An 18,075-nucleotide genomic window follows, 5' to 3' on the forward strand; every position below is an offset into this window, starting at 1 on the left:
TCGAACGGAGTGGCGGTGATCAGCGGAACGGTCGATCATCGTTGATCATGAGGACCGCCGTCGCCCTGTTCGCCTGCCTGGCCCTGCTGCTGAGTCCCGCACCGGCGCCCGCAGAAGGTCCACAAGCGACATACGTGCTGCGTGTGCCGGCGCCCAAGGGTGATTCTGCCCAACGGTTGTTGCGCCTCGGTTACGACGTGTTGGAACAGCGTGACGGCGACGACCTGTTCGTCGTCGGCGACCCGCGGACCTCGCAGAAGCTCCGCGCGGACGGTTTCCCGTCCACTGTCGAGACGGCGATGCCCCCGTCTCAACGGGCGCCGCGCTCACTCGCGGACGCGACTTATTACGGCGGTTATCGCACCATCACCGCGCAGTTCGCTCACCTGAACGAAGTCGCCCAGGCTCACCCCGATCTCGCCACGGTCGTCGACTACGGCGACTCCTGGCGCAAGACCCAGGGCAGCGGCGGATACGACCTGAAGGCCATTTGCATAACGCGGAAAAGCCCAGGTGACTGCGCATTGTCGCCCACCGCGCCAAAGCCGCGCCTGTTCGTGATGGGCCAGCTTCACGCACGTGAAATCACCACCGGCGACATGGCGTGGCGGTTCATCGACGACCTGGTCGGCTCCTCGGATCTGACCGCGATGCTCGCCGACCTGGAGGTCTGGGTAGTCCCGATCGCCAACCCGGACGGCGTCGAGATCGTCGAGTTCGGCGGCGACTCGCCCGTCCTGCAGCGCAAGAACGCCAACGGCACCTGCACCTCGGGCTCGCGCGGCGTCGACCTCAACCGCAACGCCGGCTCGCACTGGGGCGAGGTCGGCTCGTCCACGAACAAGTGCAGCGAGACCTACCGCGGCACGCGCGCCGACTCCGAGGTCGAGGTCCAGGCGCTGGAGTCGTTGTGGCGCAAGCTCTACCGCGACACGCGCGCACCCGGCGACACCGCGGCGGCCTCCGCCGACACGACCGGCGCCGTGATCTCCATGCACAGCTACGGCAACTACGTGCTCTTCCCGTGGGGCTGGAGCACGCAGAAGACCGGCAACGACGCGGCCCTGCGCAAGATCGCGAACGACATGGCCGCGCTGTCCGGATTCACCGCCGGACAGCCCGGCGAGGTGCTCTACAACGCGTCCGGCGCCACCGACGACTGGGTGTACGACGACCTGGGCGTGCCGAGTTTCGTCTGGGAGATCGGCGCGGGCTCTGGCAAGTGCGGTGGCTTCCTGCCGCCGTTCTCGTGCCAGAAGGACGCGCATTGGCCGAAAGTGCGTCCCATGCTCGTTTCGGCCATGAACGCAGCAAAACGTCCTTACTGACGCATTGTGGAGGCATGGGGACACGCCTACTTGCCACCTTCACCGCGTTCAGCCTGCTCTTCACCGGTACCGCGGTCGCCGACGACACCCAGGACGACCGCAGGATCGTCCAGGAGGGGCTGGGCGGCATGATCCCCACCGGGACGGTCCAGGGCGCTCAGTCCGCATGACGGATGGTCGGACCCGCTTCACCGCGCGGTCCGGCAATGTGGAGATGAACAACCCGCGCCTCGTGCCGTACAACGGTCGGTTTCGGCGGGCAGGGCCCCACCCTCCCGGGGGCTGACCACCAAGGCGGCAGACACCTGAATTTACCTGCGGGAACGCGCTGTCAAGCCCCCGCTCGGCGATCTGTGGACAACGCGATGGCGCCCGCGAAGTTGTCCACAGATCGGCGAGCGGCCCCTTGACAGACCGATTTCGCGAATAGCCTGAAGAGGCCTGGTGGTCAGCCCCCTTGGGAGGGCGGGGCCCGCCCTCCGCGCGATTTCGTGCCGACACGCCGTCAAGCCGCAGCCCTGCACGACGTGGAACTACTCCAACACCAACTACGTCGTCCTCGGCCTGCTGATCGAGAAGGTGACCGGCGGGAAGTACGAACAGGTCGTCGCGCAACGCGTCCTGAGGCCGTTGCACCTCGACGAGACCACGTTCCCCGGCAACGACACGGAGATCCGCGGCCCGCACGCCCACTCGTACGGGATCGTGAACGGGCAGCCGGTCGACACCACGCGCTGGAACCCGTCCGTGTTCTGGGCGGCCGGTGACGTCATCACGACCACCAAGGACCTCGACACCTTCTACGCCGCCCTGCTCACCGGCAAGCTCCTCGAACCGGCCCAGCAGACCGAACTGACCAGGACCACCCCGGTCAGCACCGACTACGGACTCGGCGTCTTCGTGGAGAAGGCCCCGTGCGGCACCACGATCATCGGCCACCCCGGCGGCGTGCCGGGCTTCGCGAGCTATGCCTACTCGACCCCGGACCTGAAGCGTCGCGCGGAGTTCTCCATCTCCACCGGTGTCGGCACGGGCGACCCCACGAACGCCTACAACAAGCTGATCAACGAGATCTTCTGCTGAACGGAGCAGGGGACACCCCTAGGGCACGCGTACGACTGAAGGTGGATGCGGGCTGACGCCATACCTCGACATGGTGTGAGCATGGGGATTCGATTGGTAGCCACAGTCACCGCGACGAGCCTGCTGGCTCTGACCACCGCGGGCATCGCGTCGGCGGACACGTCGAGCGTGGACCGCAAGGTCGTCCAGCAGGCCTTGGACCAGATCACGCAGAGTGGGGCGGCTCTGGGCGTGCAGGCCAGGGTCACGGACGGGCGGCAGCGCTTCACCGCCAGTTCCGGCACGGCCGAGCTGAACACCACCAAACCGGTGCCGGAGAACGGCAGGTTCCGCGTCGGCAGCATCACCAAGACGTTCGTGTCGACCGTGACGCTGCAACTCGCCGGTGAGGGGAAGGTCGACCTGGACGCCCCGGTCGTCCGCTACCTGCCCGGCCTGATCGACGGCCGCATCACCGTCCGCCAGGTCCTGCAGCACACCAGCGGGCTCTTCAACTACACCAACGCGTTGCCGCTCAACCCGGACGAGTTCGAGCAGATCCGCTACAAGCACTGGTCGCCGCAGGAGCTGCTCGCGCTCTCGACGTCCAAGCCGCTCGACTTCGAGCCCGGCACGCAGTGGAACTACTCCAACACCAACTACGTCGTCGCCGGCCTGCTGGTCGAGAAGATCACCGGCAAGCCGTACGAGAAGGCCGTCGAGCAGCGCATCCTGAAGCCGTTGCACCTCAACGACACCGAGCTGCCCGGCGACAAGGTCGGCATCAGCGGCCCGCACTCGCGCGCCTACTACACCGTCAAAGGCAAGACGACCGAGATCACCCGCATGAACCCGTCGATCGCCTGGGCTGCCGGTGAGATGATCTCCACGACCCGTGACCTGGACACGTTCGTCACGGCGTTGTCGAGCGGCAAGCTGCTCAAGTCCGCGCAGCAGCAGGAGATCAGCAAGACCACGGCCGTGAGCCCCGGCTACGGCCTCGGCCTGCAGGTGGAGACCCTGCCGTGCGGCACCAAGGTGTGGGGCCACGGCGGCGGCATCCCCGGCTACTCGTCGCAGCTGCTGACGACGCCGGACAGCAAGAAGCGCTTCGAGCTCAACGCCACCAGCGGACCCACCGAGAGCGATCCCGGTGAAGCCTTCAACAAGCTCCTCACCGAGGTCTTCTGCTGATCATGAGACTGGTAGCCGCACTCACCGCGGCCACCCTGCTCGCCACGGCCGGTGTCGCCTCCGCGGCACCGGCTCGGCAGGGGGCCGTGCAGGAGATCATCGACCAGCTCACGACGTCCGGTGGCGCACTGGGCATCCAGGCGCGCATCAACGGACGCGACACCGTCCGTTCCGGCGTCGCCGAGCTGGGCTCTCGCAAACCCGTGCCGCACAACGGAACCTTCCGCGTCGGCAGTGTCACCAAGCCGTTCGTGTCGACCGTGGTGCTGCAGCTCGTGGGCGAAGGGAAGGTCGAACTGGACGCGCCGGTGTCGCGCCATCTGCCCGGCCTGGTCGACGACCGCATCACCGTCCGGCAGTTGTTGCAGCACACCAGCGGCCTCTACAACTACACGGACGCGTTGCCACTCGATCCCGCAGGCTTCCCGTCGGTCCGCTTCAGGACCTGGAGTCCGCAGGAGCTTCTCGCGTTCTCGAGGTCGAAGCCGCTCGACTTCGAGCCTGGCACGCAGTGGAACTACTCCAACACGAACTACGTCGTGGCGGGCCTGCTCGTCGAGAAGGTCACCGGCAGGCCGTTCCAGCAGGCGGTCGAGCAGCGGATCCTGAAGCCGTTGCGGCTCAAGGACACCGTGCTGCCAAGGAACTCGGTGGAGGTGCCCGGCCCGCACGCGCACGGCTACTACCCCGACGCGTCGGGCAAGCCCGTGGACGTCACGCGGCTCAACCCGTCGTGGGGCTGGGCGGCGGGGGAGATGATCTCGACGACCCGTGACCTGGACACGTTCCTGACGGCCCTGCTGGCCGGAAAGCTGCTCAAACCCGTGCAGCAGAAGGAACTGACGAAGACGTCGGCGGTGAGCCCCGACTACGGTCTGGGCCTCGCGGTCGCGTCGTTGCCCTGCGGCACGACGGTCTACGGCCACGACGGCCAGATCCACGGCTTCGGGACGATGATGGTCGGCACGCCGAACGGCAAGCGCCTCGAACTGTCGCTCACCGAGGCGGCCGACGGCGCGAGCCCTGGTGACGGTTACTCCCGTTTGCTGAACCACGTGTTCTGCTGATTTTCGGACAAAACAAAAGGGGAGCTGGGTTGACCCAGCTCCCCTCCCGGCGTTTAGAAGAACTAGTTGAGACCGCTCTTCATCGCTTTGACGAGCTCACCGTTCGAGGTGTCTCCGGACATCTCCCAGAAGAAGGCGCCACCGAGACCCTGGGTCTTCGCGTAACCCATCTTGCCGGTGATGGTGGACGGGGTGTCGTAGCTCCACCACTGGTCACCACACTTGGCGTAGGCCGTACCCGCGACCGTGCCCGTTGCGGGGCACTGCGTCTTGAGCACGTTGTAGTTCTGGTTGCCAGGCTCGATGCCCGGCGCGGGGCCGGTCGCCGTGCCACCAGGGGCGTCCTGCGTCACGCCGGACCAGCCGCGGCCGTAGAAGCCGATGCCGAGCAGGAGCTTGTTGGACGGAACGCCCTTGCCCTTGAGCTTCTGGATCGCCGCGTCGGAGTAGAAGCCCGGCGTCGGGATGCCGTTGTAGGACGTCAGCGGGGAGTGCGGAGCCGTGGGGCCCTGCGCCGCCCACGAACCGAAGTAGTCGTAGGTCATGACGTTGTACCAGTTCTGGAACTGCGCGGCACCGGCGTAGTCGGCGGCGTCGATCTTGCCGCCGGCGGTGCCGTCAGCCGTGATCGCCGAGGTGACCAGGTAGTCCTGACCGAAGCGCTTGCGCAGCTCCTGCATCAGCAGCCGGTAGCGGTCGAAACCGCTCGTGTCGCAGCTCAGGCCACAGGCGTTCGGGTACTCCCAGTCGATGTCGATGCCGTCGAACAGGCTCGCCCAGCGCGGGTCCTCCAGCAGGCTGTAGCAGGAGTCCGCGAAGTTCTTGCGCGACGCTTCGTCGGCAGCGGCCGCACCGAAGCCACCGGACCAGGTCCAGCCACCGAAGGAGTACAGCACCTTGATGTGCGGGTACTTCTTCTTCAGCTTGATCAGCTGGTTGAAGGCACCGCGAACCGGTGCGTCCCAGACGTCCGCCACACCGTCGACCGACTCGGCCGCCGTGTAGGACTTCTCGATCGCCGGGAACGACTCACCGATCACACACTTGCCACCAACCACGTTGCCGAACGAGTAGTTGATGTGCGTGATGTTGGCGGCCGTGCCGGAGGTGTCGATGTTCTTCGGCAGGTAGTTCCGCGCGGGGTACGTGCCCCACTCGGTGAAGTAGCCGAGGTTGACCTTGCCACCGGGCTGCGGACCACCGGTCGTGGTCGTCGTAGTGGTCGTGGTGGTGGTAGTCGTCGTGGTCGACGTCGTGGTGGTGGTCGTCGGGTTGGTCCCGCCGGCCTCACACGAACCACCGTTGAGCTTGCAGTTGGCCGGAGCACCGAACGCGCCGGTGTAGGAGCCGTTGAAGCCGAAGCTCGCCGACCCGCCGACACCGATGCTGCCGTTCCAGGTGTTCTTGACCGTGACGGTCTGGCCGCTCGTCGTGTACGAGCCGTCCCACAGCGAGGTGACCTTGTGGTTGGCGGGGAGCGTGAACTCGACGGTCCACGACGTCAGGGCCGCCGCGCTGTTGTTCTTGATCGTGTACTTGCCCTCGAAGCCAGTTCCCCAGTCAGAACCCTTGGAGAACGTGGCGGAAACGCCACCGGCGCCGCTAGCAGCGGGCACGACGACGATTCCGAGGACCATCGCGGCGAGGGCCGCGAAGAGAGCAGCTAGATGCCATCGGAACTTGGACATCGGTCTCCTCAGTCGCAGGGGGTACCGGAACGATGTGGTTTAGACCACTCGAAGGTCAAGGTCTAGACCTCTGCCGTCACTCGAATGGAGCAGTCCGAAAACGGTTTAGGTGCCCTGGTTGTCCTGTCTCTGTCTAGTTGGTTAACTATTGGAGGGGTTCCGAGACGACAGCCCTTCGGGTCGAGTTTCGCCTGAGCGACTGCACAAAGAGGACGGTCGGCCCTAACTTCGTTCCATGCCAAAGCGTTTCTCCACTGCGCGTGGGCGGGAGTTCGGCGACGCGGTACGAGCTGCCTTGTCCGCCACGGGCATGACCGCGCGCGAGATCTGCGAAAAGATCGACTGGGACCCCGGCAAGCTCTCGGACCTCATGAACGGCAAGGGTGGCTGCTCAGAGGTGGACGTCGCGATCCTGCTCAGCTTCTGCCGAATCGTTCCAGAGGAACGTGACCACCTGCTGCGACTCCTCCGCGAGACCGACATGAAGGACTGGTGGCAGAAGCACGGCGACCACCAGCCGATCCTGCCGCGCACGTGGTTCGAACACCTGCAGAAGGCCAAGGTCTTCACCAGTTGGTGCCCGCTTGTCGTTCCCGGTCTGCTCCAGGTGCCGGATTACACGCGTGCCGTCATCCTCGCGAACCCGAACGCGCCCCATGACGAGCTGGAACAGCGTGTGGCCGCTCGCCAAGCGATGCAGGAGATCTTCCGGCAGCGGCTCAGGTCCACGTTCTACATTCACGAGCAAGTGCTCGTTCTCCCCGTTGGTGGCCGAGACGTGCTTCGAGACCAGTTGCACCACCTGCTGAGGATGTTGGTGCGGCCGTACATCGACGTTCGGATCGTTCCAACGGACACCGGTGCGCACGCGGGACTTGGCGGTGCATTCGATCTCATGACGTTCGACAGGTATGAACCCACTGTCTTCCTCGACACCGAGAACTCGACTCTCATCGTCGAGAGCGCGGGTGCTGTCAAGGCGCATAGCGAGGTGCTGACATCACTCGCAGCGATTGCGTTGGATGCGGAACAATCGAGGGAGAAGATCACCGAGCTAGCGACCTGAGGAGGCGCCCGTCATGTGGCGCAAGAGCAGCTACAGCGCGAACGCCCAGAACTGCGTTGAGATCGGTCGTGGCGTCGGCATCCGTGATACCAAGGCTCCCGCCACCCACCTCGCCGTCGAGCCCGGCTCGTGGTCCGCGTTCCTGCTCTCCGTGAAGCTCGGCAAGTTCGCACCTTCGGGTCAAACCGACTAGTCCGCCGAGCGTCACCCCCGCCCGTTCCCAACGATGAGGACGTGAACCTCACCGTTCCTGAACAGGCAAAACGCACACCAAGCCTCGACTCCGTCCAGGCGGCCATCGCCGATCTGCGTGCGGGCCGCCCGGTGATCGTGGTCGACGACGAGGACCGCGAGAACGAAGGCGACCTGATCATGGCCGCCGAACACGCCACCCCACAGGCGCTGGCGTTCTACGTGCGGCACACGAGCGGCCTGATCTGCGCGCCGGTGTCCCCCGAGGTCGCCGACCGGATGCGGCTGCCGCTGATGGTCCAGGACAACGAGGACCCCGAAGGCACCGCCTACACGGTCTCGATCGACGCCAAGAACGGCATCGAGTCCGGCATCTCCGCCGCCGACCGCGCCCGCACCCTGCGCGTTCTCGCCGATCCGGCGAGCACCCCGCAGGACGTGCGCCGGCCCGGCCACGTGTTTCCGTTGCGCGCCAGGGCAGGTGGCCTCACCGAACGGCGCGGGCACACCGAGGCCGCCGTCGAACTGATGCGGCTGGCTGGGTTCGCGCCGGTCGCGGTGATCAGCGAGGTGTGCGACGAGGACGGCGGCGTCGCGCGGTTGCCGCAGCTCAGGGCGTTCGCGGACCGGCACTGGCTGAAGCTGGTGTCCATCGAGCAGCTTGCGGCGTTCGTGCAGGAGAGCGTGGTCGCGCTGTGACGCTGCTCGCGACCGTCTTCGACCTCGACGAGACCCTCGTCGACAGCGCCGCGACGTGGAACCAGGTCATCGGCACCGTCGCGGCCCGCCACGACCACCGCTGGACCTCCACCGACTGGACGGCGATCCAGGGCACCAGCACGGCGAACTGGAGTGCCTACCTCGCCGAACGGTGCCACGGCCTCACACCGGAGCGCGCCGCGTCGGAGTGCGTGGACGGCATGGTGGACGCGATCGCACGCGGCACGTTCGGGTTGCTGCCTGGCGCCGCGGAACTCGTTGCCCTGGCGGCCGAGCTCGGACCGGTCGGGTTGGTCTCGGCGTCACCGCGGCGGTACGTCAGGGCGGCCGCGTCGGCGTCCGGACTGCGCAGGCACGTCGAGGCGATCGTGACGGGCGACGACGTCACGAACGGCAAGCCCGCGCCCGACCCGTACCTGCTCGCCGCGCGCAAGCTCGGCCTCGACCCCGTGAACGTCCTCGCGATCGAGGACTCGGCGTCGGGCATCCGCTCTGCGCACGCGGCGGGAATGACCGTGCTCGCGATTCCCAACGCCACCACGGCTCGTGACGCCGACGTGCTGAAGCTGGCGGCCTGCACGGCCTCCGATGCCCGTGTGGCGGCCAAGGAAATCTGTCAACTGTGGGTAAACGTTTACGCGCTCAGCCGATAGCGCGTTCCGCTCCCCAGGCCGCGATGTCCTCGCGGCTCTGCAGCCCGAGTTTGTCCCGCAGGCGCTGCAGCCGCGAGGCCACCGTCCGCAGCGACACGTTCAGCCGGTTCGCGATCTGCTGGTTCGTCAGTCCCGTGGCGAGCAACGCGATCACGCGCCGTTCGTGGTCGTCCAGCGAGCCGAACGCGGCCTCCGTGCGATCGAGCCACACCTCGTCCTGGATGAACGCTTCGGTCTCCGCAGCGGTCAACGGCGTGGAGGCTGCCTCTGCGCGCGCGACGGACAGCATCAGCCGTGCGGTGCGCATTGCCACGGCGACCTTCTCCGCCCAGAAGGGGTTCGGTACCACGCCGACAGATCGCCTGAGCGCGCGTCCTGTCGCCTCGATCCGTAGCGCGCGCTCAGCCTGACCGCGCGTCACGGCGACCACGGCGAGGCCTTCCAGGGCGTCAGGGGCGGTCAACGGGTTGATGCCGTCCATCCGCAGCGCCTCTTGGAAGGCGTGCGTCGCCTCGTCCAGGTCGCCCTGTACCAACGCGACGGCGCCCCGTGTGGTCAGTGCGGAGGCAATGCGCGCGGGCATGCCCGACGCGCGCGAGATCGGCAACGCCTTCATGACGTTCTTCTCGGCGCGTTCGTGCTTGCCCAGAGACAACGCCGTGCGCGCGAGGTCCACCAAGCACGCTGCACGGGCGAGAGGCTCGCCCAGCAACTCCGCGACCCGCAGGCACTCGGTGCTGTTCGCGTTCGACGCCTCCCACTCGCCGGACGACTGCTGCACGGCCGCCAACGTGCTGCGGCAGCTCATCGCCAACGCCGTGGCGCTGTCCGGCACCAGCCGCGACGCCTCGCTGGAGAGTTCGACGGCCTCGTCGTGGTCGCCCTGCTCGGCCGCGAACCGGGCGGCGTGGTTGAGGGCCACGCACCTGTATTCATCCCTTGTGGACGGTCGCCGCAGCGCGTCCCGCAGCATCACGCGCGCCTGGCCGAGCCGTCCGCGCCGGGCGGCGCAGTCGGCCAGCGCGGAGGTCAGCAGCAACAACCGTTCGTCGTCACGATCCGCCGCCCACTCGACCGTGCCGAGCAGGCTGTCGACGTGGTTGTCGAGCTTGAGCTGCACGTCCGCCGGCACCGACAGCGGCGCGGTGATCAGCACGTCCGAGAGGTCGGTGAACCAGCGGGCGAGCGCCTCGTAGGCCATGTCCAGCTCGCCGGCGGCCAGCAGTTTCTCCCTGGCGTGCAACCGAACCGACTCCAGCTGCCGGAACCGGGTCGTGCCGGGCACGGCCGTCAGCAACGACTTCGCCTGCAGCCGGGACAGCACGTCCAGCACCGGTTCCGCGGAGCGTTCCGACGAGCAGACCTCGGTGGCTGCGGTCAGATCGAAGCCGCCGTCGAACACCGAGAGCCGCCGCAGCGCGAACTGCTCGTCCGGCTGCAACAGCTGGTAGCTCCAGTCGATGGCCTCACGCAACGAACTCTGGCGCGACGGCGACTTGCGGCAGCCCAGCGTCAGCAGTTCCAGCGGTTCGTCCATGCGGTCGCAGATGTCCGCGACCGGCAGCACCTGCACCCAGCGCGCGGCCAGTTCGATCGCGAGTGGCATGCCCTCCAGTCGTGCGCACAGCAGTGCGACCGCGGCGATGTTGTCGAGGGTCAACCGGAAGTCGGGCTTGCGCTCGCGTGCCCTGTCCACGAACAGCTTCACGGCCTCGGAACGCGGCGCCGCCGTCGTGACCAAGTCCCGATCTGTTGAAGGAACAGGTAAACCCTCGACGTGGAAGCTGACCTCGCCGGTGATCCACAGGGCTTCGCGTGACGTCGCGAGCACCCGCACGCCGGGGCAGCGGTTCAGCAGCATGTCGGTGAGTTCGGCGCACGTGTCGAGGAGGTGTTCGCAGTTGTCGAGGACTACGACCGCCTTCATGTTCTTGAGCGTCTCGACCACGGTGGCGCGCAACGGTTCGTCGGACTCCGCGGCCACTCCGAGCGCGTCGGCGAGGGCCGGTACGACGTCTCGGGAAGCGGTGATCTCGCCCAGCGCGACGAGCAGGACCCGGTCCGTTCGCCCGCGCCGCAGCCGTCCCGCGGCCTCCAGCGCGAGCCTCGTCTTGCCCGCACCCGCACTGCCGACGAGCGTAACGAGACGATGCCTGCGCAACAGCTGGTCGAGTTTCGACAGCTCCTGCTGACGGCCGATGAACGTGTCACGCGCCGCGGGCAGGTTCGAGAGGACGCGCAGGTTCTGCCTGGTGGGAGGCGTTGTCGTGGAAACGGTGGCACGGCGGCGATACGCCCGTTGGCGGCACGCGTTGGAGCAATAGGACCTGCGTTGCTCGGAGGTGGCGGGAGGCATCGTTCCGTCGCACAGTGCGCAACGTCCGTTGCTGCTCATGAGTCCCTCTCCTCAAGCCGTAACGGCAGGCTGTTCCTGTCTCGGTGCGGTGTTCGCGCAGGTCGTAAGTGGTGGGCCGTTATGTGCAACCCGTTACGCCTGCGTGCGCGCGAGACGGTTCGCAACCTGCTCGTTATGCCTGCCTTCCTGAGTTCCTCGTTCGGGAACAAACTGGAGACTGGTCCGGTCTGACAGGGAGTGCGCATGACGTTGACGACGAGCACCTCGTGGGCGAGCGCAGGTCTGCAACTGGTGGACAAGCCGCGCACGATCACCGTTGGCATCGCCGACGACGAGGTTCTGATCCGCACGGGAGTCCGCGGTGTGCTGGAGCGTTCCGGCAACGTCGTGGTCGTCGGCGAGGCCGGTGACGGCGGCGGCGCGCTCGAACTCGCGCGGCGCCAACGCCCGCAGGTGTTGCTGATGGACGCGTCCATGCCCGGCATGGAAGGCCTCGCGGCGGTGCGGATGGTGCGCAGGCACGTGCCCGGCACCCAGGTGATCATGCTGTGCACCCGGCAGACCGAGGAGATGCTCTTCCCCGCGTTGCGGGCCGGCGCGGCGGGATTCCTCTTCAAGAGCGGCGAACCCGACGCGCTCGTGAACGCCGTGCGTGCCGTCGCAGCAGGAGAAGCGATCCTCTCGCCGTCCGCGACGCGTGCGTTGATCGACCACTTCACCGGCGTCGACTCGGAACGCCGTGACGCCGCGCGCAGCCGCATCGGCCTGCTCACTCGACGCGAGCAGGAAGTGCTGGTGTATCTGGCGCAGGGCATGGCGAACGCGCGCATCGCTAGGCTCATGTACCTCTCGGAAGGGGCGATCAAGGCCCACGTCAGCCGACTGCTGACGAAACTTCGGTGCGACAACCGCGTCCAAGCCGCTCTCATCGCACGCGACGCCGCCCTTCCATGCTGAATCTGACAACTGCTGCCACGGCGCGACAGCCAGCCTAGCCACGGATTTTCGCGCCGCGAAGCAGGTCACCCGGTTGGCCCCGTCCGGAATGATGTCGCTTTCCCGCCAGCGTCTCGCTTGGAATGGCGTCATGCTGGTGGACATGCAGCTCGACACGTTCTCGGAACACTTGCACTTTCAAGCACCTCTGTGTCCCGACAACCTGTTCGGCCACCTCATCGCCACCGCCGTGCCGGGTGTGGAGGAGTGGCGAGACGGTGTCTACCGGCGAACCTTGCGACTTCCTTGCGGATTCGGGATCGTCGCATTGCGGCCGTTCCCGAAGCACGTCGCCTGCACGCTGGAACTGTCCGATTCTCGCGATTTGGCCAGTGCTCTAGACCTTTGCCGGTTTCTGCTGGACCTCGACGCCGATCCATTCGTGGTCGATGCTGCGTTGTCCGCGGATCCGCTTTTGGCGCCGCTGGTTTCCGCCGCACCCGGCCGCCGTGTACCGCGCACGGTGGACGGCGCGGAGTTCGCCATTCGCGCCGTGCTGGGCCAGCAGGTCTCAACGAAGGCCGCGCGCACGCACGCCGCACGCCTCGTGGCCGCTCACGGCACGCCCGTAGGCGACCTGTTCCTGTTCCCGCTGTCATTCGACGTCGGCGAGTTGGCCATGCCCGAGTCCCGCCGCCGCACGATGGCCGCGTTGCTCGGCGCCCTCGAGTCCGGTTTGGACCTGTCAGCCGGCGCCGACCGAACCGTTGCGCGCGAATGGCTTTCGTCGCTGCCCGGCTTCGGCCCGTGGACCGTCGAGTCGATCCTGATGCGCTCTTTGGGCGATCCCGACGCGTTCCTGCCGACCGACCTCGGCATCCGTCTGGCCGCGGAGGCCCTGGGTCTGCCGTCGACGCCCGCAGCGCTGGTCAGGCGTTCGGAGGCGTGGCGACCGTGGCGTGCGTACGCGGTGCAACACCTGTGGGCGACCGGCGATCACGAGGTGAACCGAATCCCGGCCTGACCTGCACGCTGGAGTACATCGCCGTCGACCCGTCCCGCACGAACCCGGGCAACGCCGGCGGATCCTGCGCAAACCCTTGCAGATCCTCGAAAACCTCCAGCGCCGTCGTCGGCCGCCCGCCGGGGTCCTTGGCCAGCAACCGCTGCACCACCGGGTCGAGCGCGCCGGGCAGCCGCGGCGGCGGCTCCTTGACGTGCTTGTCGAACACCGCGTACGCCGTCGGCCCGGTGAAGAGCTGGTCGCCCGTCAGCATCTCGTGCAGCACGCACCCCAGCGCGTACAGGTCGCTGCGCGGCTCGGCGACCCCGCGCTGAATCTGCTCCGGCGCCATGTACGAGGGCGTGCCGAGGATCTGGCCGGCTCGGCTGAACGGCGCGACGTCGCTCTCCCGCAGCAGCGCGAGCCCGAAGTCCAGCACCTTCACCGCGCCGTCCGGGCACAGCATCAGGTTGGTGGGCTTGAGATCCCGGTGGCAGATGCCGCGTTCGTGCGCGGCGGCCAGTACCGCGGCGGTCTGCGCGGCGATGTTCGCGGCCCACGCCTCTGGCAGCGGGCCGAACTCGCCGACCAGGTCGGCGACTGTGACGCCGTCGACGAACTGCATGACCTGGAACAGGCGCTGCTCGTACGTCCCGAAGTCGTACAGGACGGGCACTCCTGGGTGCTCCAGCTTGGCGACGATCCTCGCTTCGCGCGCGAACCGTTGCGCCACCTCGTCGTCGCTGCCGGGCAGGCGCAGCAGCTTGACCGCGACCCGGCGATCCAGGCGCAGGTCCCGCCCCTTGTGCACGGCACCCATGCCACCCCGCCCCAGCGGCAGGTCGTCGATCTCATAGCGGTCGGCGATCAGCACCTGGGAAGCCTAACTGCCGTCACCCGGTCGCCCACCCCGCGCTTCCTCGTATAGCGAGGCGACGGTAACAGCGTTTCAGGACGTCCCGAACGGGTGAATCTGCCGGAATCACGCCGGGCCGACCTGTCCGCTCAGGAGTCCATTGTAGCCCAAACGGACCAGCGCGGCGGCCTCTTCCAGACCTGCTTCCAGGGCCTTGAGCTGCGCGAACGCCTGTCCGTACCGTCGTTGTCCGTCCAGCGGCAGCGACGGGACCTGCGTCCGGCGCACGTCGAGGCGGGTCGAGCCGGTCGGCGTCCTGGCGAACGCGGCGCGCAGCACGCCCTCGAGGAAGTCCGGGTCGATCTTGCGCGGATCGATCTCGTACGTCGCGCCGGTCGGGGACGTGACGACGTGCTTGCCGGGGGCCGCGCGGACGAGTTCGCCGATCGTCGTCATCGGGGGAGTGGACTGTTCCCGCAGCTCAGGTAGCGGTGCGAGGCCGAACGTCGGTTGTGCGTCGAGGTAGGCGGACGCGTCGGTGCCGTTGCGCCGCGACGGACTGAGGTCGACGTCGTCGTCCAGCAGGTCGATGACCCGCGTGTTCGGGTCGAGCGGGCCGGGCGCCTCCAGCAGTGCGATCTGTTCGGGTGCGCGGCCGATCGGGTTCCGCAGCAGCCACAGATCGCGTCCCGGTTGCACGGTCATCACCGCGCGCAGGGCGCCGGCTCGCAGCAGGTTGCCGCGAATCCGCTTGCCGGGCCTGCGGGACGCCGTCGCCGACGGGAGCAGCACCGCGACCAGCCCGCCCGGTTTCGTCAGCGACAGGCAGTGCTGCAACCACGCCAGCTCGGGCTCGCCGCGCGGTGGCAGCCCGTAGGTCCAGCGGGCGTCGCCCACCAGTTCCTCGTGTCCCCACGTCCGGTCGTGCCACGGCGGATCGCACACCACCGCGTCGGCCTTCTCCTGGACGCCGTTGTGCCGCAACGAGTCGCCGGTGTAGATCTGCGCGTGCGGCATTCGGCGGCGCGCGATCACCGCTGAGACGGGATCGAGCTCCTGCCCGATCTTGTTCCGGGCACTGGAGGCCTTCAGCAAACTGCCCGTGCCGCACGCGGGATCGATCACCGTGTCGCCGTCGGTCGTGGCCAGCACGACCTCGATGACCTCGGACGGAGTGGGGTTCAACAGTCGCGAGTGCGCTTCGAGGTAGCGCTCGTGCAGGAACTCGAACGTCTGCGCGTCGGCCTCGACCGCGGCCAGCGCCTCACCGAGCTTCAGGTCGTCGGCGGTCCGCAGTTGGGTCCACAGCCGCTCGGCCGGTGAGACACGGAACGGTTTCCCGTTGCGCCGAAGCCATGACTCCACGTCGCGCAACAGGTACAACGGACTTGAGGCCGTCCCGCCGACCGGTGACGGGAAGTCCTCGAACCGCCGCCGCCAGTTCGACACCGCCGCCCGCCCCACATCAGCGAGGCGCGCGATGTCACCAGCGTTGACCGTCTCATCCATGTTCACAACCGTATTGCTTGTGAACTCACTTCACAACTGATCTACTGGAGACATGACACACGAGCTGCGTATCGCCGTGGCGACCGATCCTGGGCTCGTTCGCGAGCACAACGAGGACTCGGTCTACGTCCGCGCGGACCTGCAGGCCGTGGCGGACGGCATGGGCGGCCACGAGCACGGCGAAGTGGCCAGCGCACTCGCGGTGAACGTCTTAGCGGGCTGGCAGGGCGACCTGGGCCCCGCGGTCTCCGAGATCGCGCGCAGACTCGACGCCGAGACGCCCCAGGGCGCCGGCACCACCCTCACCGCCATCCGCTGGGAGGGCCTCGCCTTCCAGTTGGCGCACATCGGCGACTCCCGCGCGTACCTGCTCAGGGAAGGCGAGCTTCGCCAGATCTCCCACGACCACACCATGGTGCAGGCCCTGGTGGACGCGGGCCGCATGACGCCGGAGGAAGCGCTCGTCCATCCGCGCCGCGCCTATGTGTTGCGCGCCTTGCAGTCCGGCAACTCGCACGACCCGGACCTCACGTGGCACCAGGCCAAGATCGAGGACCGCTACCTGTTGTGCAGCGACGGTTTGACGGACTACACGGACCTCGACGACGTCCACGAGATCCTGCTGTCCACTGAGGACGGAACGGACGCGGCCTGGCAGCTGATCGCGCTGGCGAACGGCAACGGCGGCCCGGACAACATCACCTGCGTGATCATCGACGTGATCCGCAAAAAGTGGTGGCAGCGCTAGAAGATCCCGCCACGGTCGCGAGGTGACGACAGATGGGGGCATCAGTCTCGGAACCGCGGCCGCACGACGCTTGGCCGAGCTGGGCTGCTGTGAGATCGCGCCGGGGCTGACCGATGCGGAGTTCGCCCGCATCGAGGCCGAACACGAATTCGAGTTCGCTGACGACCATCGCGCGTTCCTCGCGGCGGGGTTGCCGGTGAACACTCCCCACATGTCGGAAGCCGGGGTCTTCCACACCTGGGATCAGGCGTGGCCCGAGTGGCGCGGCGAGCCGGACGATCTCCACCGGCAACTCGGCGGGCCGGTCAAGCGGGCCGGGTCACGTCCGGGCATTCGGTTCTGTCCGTGCACGGAACGGACATCATCAGCTACGGCGTTGATCTGACCGACTACGTCAACCAGGAGTTCGAGAAGCCCCGGCCCGGCTGTCCGAACGGCCGGCGGCCGCAGGTCACCGTGACGTTCTGGCGCGACTACGTGGAACAGTGCTGGTAGTCCTGTGCATGGAAACGGCCCCCGGCGCATCGGCGGTTTCTAGGGGTCGTTGCAACACAACTGATCAACTGGCTTCGGTCAGGAGTTTAGTCAAGCGCTCGGCTGGGGTGTCCCAGCCGAGCGTTTTGCGTGGGCGGCCGTTGAGCTGGACCGCGACCGCGTCCAGATGCTCACGGTTGTGGACGGCCAGGTTCGTGCCTTTGGGAAAGTACTGGCGCAGCAAGCCATTCGTGTTCTCGTTGCTGCCGCGTTGCCAGGGTGAGTGCGGGTCGCAGAAGTAGACCGGGATGTCGGTGGCCAGGCTGAACTCGTGGTGGCGGTGCATCTCGCTGCCTTGGTCCCAGGTCAATGACCTGGCCAGATGCGTGGGCAGGCCGCTCATGGTGTCGATCAACGCGTCGCGGACCACGTCTGAGGTGCGGCCGTTCGGCAGGTGCACGAGCATGACGTAGCGGGTGGCGCGTTCGACCAGGGTGCCGATCGCGGACTTGCCGTCCTTGCCGATGATCAGGTCGCCTTCCCAGTGGCCGGGAACGGCACGGTCGTCGGCTTCGGCGGGACGTTCGCTGATCATGACCATCGGCGTGGCCATGCGCGGGAGGCGTTGCTGGACCTGGCGGCGCGGGCGGCGGATCGCGCGGCCGGTGCGCAGCGCCTGGGCGAGTTCGCGGCGCAGTTCACCGCGTCCTTGGAGGTAGAGGGTCTGGTAGATCGTTTCGTGGACCACGTGCATCTCCGGCCGGTCAGGGAAGTCCCGGCGCAAGCGTCGCACGATCTGTTCCGGGCTCCACCGCAGGTCCAGGCCATCCTGGATCACCTGCCGCAGCGCGGGATTCGCGGCGATCTTGCCGGTCTTCGGGCGTGGCCGGCGCGCTTCGGCCAGGCGCTGGGCCGCGTGTGGCCGGTAGTCCCCGGAGATGTGATGGGCGTTGCGCCGCAGCTCGCGGCTGATCGTCGACCGATCGCGGCCTAGCTCTGCGGCGATCTGCTGCAGCGTGGCACCCGTGCGACGGCGGTCGGCGATGACGACGCGTTCGTCCTCGTTGAGAAACCGGCCTCGCACAACAGAAAGCGCCGCCGAGATGATCGGCGACGCCCCTGCTTCACTGCCGGTCGGGTTACGTCCGTTGCGCCAGCGTTTACCGGTCCGGACGTTGATCCCGACAATCCCACATGCTTCTCGACTGCTCACGCCCCGACGC

19 protein-coding genes are annotated in these 18,075 nt (G+C 67.5%); 14 read left to right on the plus strand and 5 right to left on the minus strand.

Annotated elements, in window-relative coordinates:
* The first annotated feature begins 47 nt into the window (after positions 1 to 47).
* From OG205_RS38425 to OG205_RS38445, 5 genes are all read left to right on the plus strand, one after another.
* Entirely contained in the window at positions 48 to 1,328 is a 1,281-nt protein-coding gene (locus OG205_RS38425; protein WP_330272721.1) for a M14 family zinc carboxypeptidase, read from the plus strand.
* 14 nt (positions 1,329 to 1,342) lie between these two features.
* Positions 1,343 to 1,498, plus strand: a complete 156-nt coding sequence (locus OG205_RS38430; RefSeq protein WP_330272722.1) for a hypothetical protein — start codon at positions 1,343 to 1,345, stop codon at positions 1,496 to 1,498.
* A gap of 274 nt (positions 1,499 to 1,772) precedes the next feature.
* On the plus strand, positions 1,773 to 2,411 hold the full coding sequence (locus OG205_RS38435; RefSeq protein ID WP_330272723.1) for a serine hydrolase domain-containing protein: 639 nt from the start codon (positions 1,773 to 1,775) through the stop codon (positions 2,409 to 2,411).
* 81 nt (positions 2,412 to 2,492) lie between these two features.
* Positions 2,493 to 3,584, plus strand: coding sequence for a serine hydrolase domain-containing protein (locus OG205_RS38440; protein WP_330272724.1), 1,092 nt, complete (start codon positions 2,493 to 2,495; stop codon positions 3,582 to 3,584).
* A gap of 2 nt (positions 3,585 to 3,586) precedes the next feature.
* On the plus strand, positions 3,587 to 4,651 hold the full coding sequence (locus OG205_RS38445) for a serine hydrolase domain-containing protein (RefSeq protein WP_330272725.1): 1,065 nt from the start codon (positions 3,587 to 3,589) through the stop codon (positions 4,649 to 4,651).
* 62 nt (positions 4,652 to 4,713) lie between these two features.
* On the opposite strand, the gene OG205_RS38450 is transcribed toward OG205_RS38445, so the two are convergent.
* The gene (locus OG205_RS38450; protein WP_330272726.1) at positions 4,714 to 6,339 is read right to left on the minus strand and encodes a glycosyl hydrolase family 18 protein; all 1,626 of its coding nucleotides are present in this window, start codon (positions 6,337 to 6,339) and stop codon (positions 4,714 to 4,716) included.
* Between the two features lie 235 nt (positions 6,340 to 6,574).
* Here OG205_RS38450 and OG205_RS38455 point away from each other — a divergent pair, with 235 nt between their 5' ends.
* From OG205_RS38455 to OG205_RS38470, 4 genes are read left to right on the plus strand one after another with little or no spacing between them, the layout of a single operon-like run.
* Positions 6,575 to 7,405 (plus strand): helix-turn-helix domain-containing protein, encoded by an 831-nt coding sequence (locus OG205_RS38455; RefSeq protein WP_330272727.1) that lies wholly within the window; start codon positions 6,575 to 6,577, stop codon positions 7,403 to 7,405.
* 13 nt (positions 7,406 to 7,418) lie between these two features.
* Positions 7,419 to 7,598 carry a DUF397 domain-containing protein gene (locus OG205_RS38460; protein ID WP_330272728.1) on the plus strand — a complete coding sequence of 60 codons (180 nt, stop codon included), beginning with the start codon at positions 7,419 to 7,421 and terminating at the stop codon, positions 7,596 to 7,598.
* A 41-nt stretch (positions 7,599 to 7,639) separates the two neighbouring features.
* Positions 7,640 to 8,296 (plus strand): 3,4-dihydroxy-2-butanone-4-phosphate synthase, encoded by a 657-nt coding sequence (gene ribB, locus OG205_RS38465; RefSeq protein ID WP_330272729.1) that lies wholly within the window; start codon positions 7,640 to 7,642, stop codon positions 8,294 to 8,296.
* Positions 8,293 to 8,970, plus strand: coding sequence for an HAD family hydrolase (locus OG205_RS38470; protein WP_330272730.1), 678 nt, complete (start codon positions 8,293 to 8,295; stop codon positions 8,968 to 8,970). Before ribB ends, OG205_RS38470 begins: the two co-directional genes overlap by 4 nt.
* Here OG205_RS38470 and OG205_RS38475 read toward each other — a convergent pair.
* Positions 8,960 to 11,365 carry an ATP-binding protein gene (locus OG205_RS38475; protein WP_330272731.1) on the minus strand — a complete coding sequence of 802 codons (2,406 nt, stop codon included), beginning with the start codon at positions 11,363 to 11,365 and terminating at the stop codon, positions 8,960 to 8,962. The two genes, OG205_RS38470 and OG205_RS38475, sit on opposite strands and share 11 nt — an antisense overlap.
* A gap of 204 nt (positions 11,366 to 11,569) precedes the next feature.
* Here OG205_RS38475 and OG205_RS38480 point away from each other — a divergent pair, with 204 nt between their 5' ends.
* Entirely contained in the window at positions 11,570 to 12,283 is a 714-nt protein-coding gene (locus tag OG205_RS38480) for a response regulator transcription factor (protein ID WP_330272732.1), read from the plus strand.
* Between the two features lie 130 nt (positions 12,284 to 12,413).
* Positions 12,414 to 13,286, plus strand: a complete 873-nt coding sequence (locus OG205_RS38485; RefSeq protein ID WP_442916646.1) for a DNA-3-methyladenine glycosylase family protein — start codon at positions 12,414 to 12,416, stop codon at positions 13,284 to 13,286.
* Here OG205_RS38485 and OG205_RS38490 read toward each other — a convergent pair.
* Together OG205_RS38490 and OG205_RS38495 are read right to left on the minus strand one after the other, a co-directional pair.
* Positions 13,192 to 14,139, minus strand: coding sequence for a serine/threonine-protein kinase (locus OG205_RS38490; protein ID WP_330272733.1), 948 nt, complete (start codon positions 14,137 to 14,139; stop codon positions 13,192 to 13,194). The genes OG205_RS38485 and OG205_RS38490 overlap by 95 nt on opposite strands.
* A gap of 108 nt (positions 14,140 to 14,247) precedes the next feature.
* Complete coding sequence (locus tag OG205_RS38495) at positions 14,248 to 15,630, minus strand: HsdM family class I SAM-dependent methyltransferase (RefSeq protein WP_330272734.1); 1,383 nt, start codon at positions 15,628 to 15,630, stop codon at positions 14,248 to 14,250.
* A 52-nt stretch (positions 15,631 to 15,682) separates the two neighbouring features.
* Between OG205_RS38495 and OG205_RS38500 the strand changes: the two genes are divergently transcribed.
* From OG205_RS38500 to OG205_RS38510, 3 genes are all read left to right on the plus strand, one after another.
* The gene (locus tag OG205_RS38500) at positions 15,683 to 16,378 is read left to right on the plus strand and encodes a PP2C family protein-serine/threonine phosphatase (RefSeq protein ID WP_330272735.1); all 696 of its coding nucleotides are present in this window, start codon (positions 15,683 to 15,685) and stop codon (positions 16,376 to 16,378) included.
* A 70-nt stretch (positions 16,379 to 16,448) separates the two neighbouring features.
* Entirely contained in the window at positions 16,449 to 16,763 is a 315-nt protein-coding gene (locus tag OG205_RS38505; RefSeq protein WP_330272736.1) for a hypothetical protein, read from the plus strand.
* Positions 16,724 to 16,873 carry a hypothetical protein gene (locus tag OG205_RS38510; RefSeq protein ID WP_330272737.1) on the plus strand — a complete coding sequence of 50 codons (150 nt, stop codon included), beginning with the start codon at positions 16,724 to 16,726 and terminating at the stop codon, positions 16,871 to 16,873. Before OG205_RS38505 ends, OG205_RS38510 begins: the two co-directional genes overlap by 40 nt.
* Positions 16,874 to 16,937: 64 nt before the next feature.
* Here the strand turns inward: OG205_RS38510 and OG205_RS38515 are convergent, their stop codons facing one another.
* Positions 16,938 to 18,065, minus strand: a complete 1,128-nt coding sequence (locus tag OG205_RS38515; RefSeq protein ID WP_442916856.1) for an IS30 family transposase — start codon at positions 18,063 to 18,065, stop codon at positions 16,938 to 16,940.
* Positions 18,066 to 18,075: the final 10 nt, after the last annotated feature.

Origin of the sequence: Lentzea sp. NBC_00516 (assembly GCF_036346835.1) — a bacterium.
GTDB lineage: Bacteria > Actinomycetota > Actinomycetes > Mycobacteriales > Pseudonocardiaceae > Lentzea > Lentzea sokolovensis.